The sequence below is a fragment of the Polaromonas sp. P1_G4 genome (assembly GCF_056405475.1).
In genome coordinates this window covers 1-3,339 of the sequence record NZ_JBFUCA010000475.1, presented here as the reverse complement: position 1 = coordinate 3,339, position 3,339 = coordinate 1, and the positions used below count along the sequence as shown (strand labels likewise).

3 protein-coding genes are annotated in these 3,339 nt (G+C 57.6%); all 3 read left to right on the top strand.

Annotated elements, in window-relative coordinates; all coding sequences use genetic code 11:
• The coding region (locus tag AC1D1X_RS19015; RefSeq protein ID WP_477698896.1) for a lipopolysaccharide biosynthesis protein at nt 1-1,427 on the top strand (1,427 nt) is incomplete at its 5' end.
• Entirely contained in the window at nt 1,424-2,422 is a 999-nt protein-coding gene (locus AC1D1X_RS19010) for a CgeB family protein (protein WP_477668525.1), read from the top strand. The genes AC1D1X_RS19015 and AC1D1X_RS19010, both read left to right, overlap by 4 nt.
• A partial coding sequence (locus AC1D1X_RS19005; RefSeq protein ID WP_477698895.1) for a glycosyltransferase occupies nt 2,415-3,339 on the top strand: 925 nt, incomplete at its 3' end. The genes AC1D1X_RS19010 and AC1D1X_RS19005, both read left to right, overlap by 8 nt.

The following is a 3,339-nucleotide window of genomic DNA, read 5'->3' as shown; positions in this document are numbered from 1 at the left end:
TGCTTGTAATCATCTTCGGGCGTGCCGCCCAATTCATCCTGCTCCTTTTGGTCATGCGGGTGGCTACGACTTATTTGCCACCTAGCGAAATGGGCCGTCTCTCGCTGATCACCGCCGCCACAGCCTTTTTTGCGCTTTTCCTCGTCAACCCGATTGGTATGTTCATCAATCGGAGGTTTCACGCCTGGGATGAACTCGGCCGCGCCAAACACTACCTCAAGCTGCACTGGATCTATCTTCTTGGTGTCTGCCTGTTCGCGGCGCTGACGCTCGGCGTGCTCAACAAAATCCACGCCTTCGGCTTCCAGTTCAATACCGCGTGGCTGCTGGTGCTGGTCTGTGGCTCGCTGTTGTTCAACACGATCAACCAGACCGCAATCCCATCGCTGAACCTGCTGGAGTTGCGCGGGCGTTTTATCGTCCTCACGCTCGCAACAATCGGCGTGGGCCTGGCGAGCGCCTATGCGCTGGTCGAATCCTTCGCACCGACAGCTGAATACTGGTTGCTCGGCTTGCTGATCGGCCAGACGGTGTTCGCGATCATTGGCGTCAAGTTGTTTTTCGACAAACTCAGCCCGGAGCAGCCCGCAGACAAACTGTCGCGCTCGCACCTCAAGCTGCTGTTCGACTTCGCCTGGCCGGTTGCAATCTCGGTCGGGTTTAATTGGCTGCAGACGCAAGGCTACCGCTTTTTCGTCGCCGACTCGCTGGGCTTGGCCGCACTCGGCCTGTTTGTCGCAGGCTACGGAATCAGCGCAGGGCTGATGGCCGCGTTCGAATCGGTGCTGACAACCTACTTCCAGCCGCGTTTCTACAAGCGGGTCAGCACCAGCACGATCGAGGAACAGTCCGCCGCCTGGAATAAATATGCTGGCGCGATCCTGCCCTCGCTGATGCTCGTAACCTTTTTGTTGATCAGTCTGGCGCCGGAGTTGACGCGATTCATGGTGGGCCCGGCATACCAATCGGCATCGCAGTTCGTGATCTGGGGCGTCCTGGCAGAAGGTGCACGCGTTGTTGCTGGCGTCTACAGCATGTCGGCCCACGCCAAGATGAAGACCCGTCTGCTGCTGCTGCCGAACCTGCTCGGCGCGGTCATCTGCATCGTGCTGATCAAGTTTCTGGCGCCTGGCATGGGTGCGCATGGCGTGGGTCTGGCGCGCTCGCTGGCCGGCGTCGGCATGTTGGTCGCCATGCACTACCTGATGATCGTCGCGCTCGACATGCGGCTGCCATTGCGTATGCTGTTCAAAGGCACCGCAATGGGCGCTGGCCTGATGCTGCTTGCGACGGCCGGCCGGTGGGCCATGAACAGCCAGGGCATCATTGCGGCGGGTGTACTGATCGTTGTCACCGGGCTGGCCTTTCTGCCGATGTTCTACTGGCTGCTTTATCCATATTTGCCAAGGCACGACAAAGTTTCATGAAAATCCTCCTTGTTTGCATGTCGTATGACTATGGAGACCCGACGCGCGGTCATTCGTACGAGTACTACAATTTTTACCAGAGCCTGCTGGCGCTCGGACACGAGGTCGTGTTGTTTGACTACATGACCGAGATTCAGCACCTGGGCAAGCCAGCCATGAACCGCAAGCTGCTCGAGGTCGCGGCGGCGTCCAGGCCTGACTTCGCGATGTTCTCGCTTTACACCGATCAGTTCGAGCCGGACACGATCAAGGCGATGAAACAGCTCACATGCACACTGTGCTTTTTTCACGACGACACCTGGCGCGTCGAATTTTCCCGCTACTGGGCGCCACAGTTCGATTTCTTCACAACACCCGACGTATATGGTGAGCGGAAATACCGAGCATTGGGCCTGGAAAATGTGATCTATTTCCCGTTCGGCTGCAACAACAGCATTTACCGAAAAGCGTCTGTCGAAAAAATATACGACGTGTCGTTTGTAGGTGCCTGGCACCCCTATCGCGAATGGCTCATCAATCGCCTGCGCAGAGCGGGGTTCAATGTCAAAGTTGCCGGGTACCGCTGGCCAGGCGGCATCGTGTCGCACGAGGAGATGGTCCAGCTGTTCAATGAAAGCCGCATCAACCTGAATATGTCGAACTCGACCTCCTGGGACGCGCGTTACCTGCTGTCGTCCCCGCGCGGTCTGGTCAATCGCATCCGCTCGCCGAAGTCCGTCGAACAGATCAAGGCCCGTCATTTCGAGATTAACGGCACTGGCGGGTTTCAGCTCTCGTACTACGTTGAGGGACTGGAACGGCACTACGGTATAGGCACAGAGATCGCCATCTACCTGGACCCCGACGACCTTCAGCAAAAGGTTGCGCTTTATCTTGCAGAGACTGCACTGCGAGAAAGCATCGCCGATGCCGGTTATGCCCGGACTCTTGCGGAGCACACCTTCGGCCACCGCTTTCGACACGCGTTCGCCAGGATGGGACTCATCGATGCCTGACAATACACTGCCACTGGTCTGCATCTGCATCCCGACTTATAACGCGGAAAAAACCGTCGCAGCCACTTTGCATTCGGTGCTAAACCAGAGTTACGGGAACCTCAAAATTCACGTGGTCGACAATCATTCGACCGACAGCACGATCGCAGTTGTCGAAGGATTTTCTGACAGCCGCATCACGCTCTACCGCAACGCGGTCAATATCGGTGGCGAAGGCAATTTCAATCGTTGCATCGAACTGGCAACGGGGAAATACACCGCGATTTACCATGCGGACGATATCTACGAATCAGATATGGTCGCGTCACAGGTCGCATTTCTCGAGGCGCACCCACAAGCCGGAGCAGCGTTTACACAAGCACTGCTGATCGATGAGGACAACCGCCTCATCGGTGCGATCCAACAGCCCCCCGAATTGGCGGCCACTGGCCCGCTGCATCATTTTCCTGAGGTCTTCAGGGCGATTCTCAAGCACTCCAATTTCCTGATCTGTCCCAGCGTGATGGCGCGCACCAACGTTTATCAGCAGAACATCAAGAGCTGGCGTGGGGAACTGTTCGGCCCGAGCGGCGACCTTGACGTCTGGCTCAGGATGCTGCAGCTTGGGCCCGTCGGAATACTGCCGGGAGCGACCATGCGATACCGCATCAGCAGCAGCCAGTGGTCGGCAAATGTGCGCCTTGATACGCGCCGTGCGGCTTTTTTCACAGTGATGGACTACTATCTCGCACAACCCGACGTGCGCAAGCTGGTTACCGCCGAGGATATGGTCAACTACGGACGCCTCGAACGTCGTGACCAGGTCATGCGCGCCGCCAACGCCCTGTTGCGCGGTGAACCGCAGCAGGCTCGGGAACTTTTCCCCAATGTATTTTCACCGGACGCCCTAAAGGCAGCTCTACAGACCAGACGGGGGC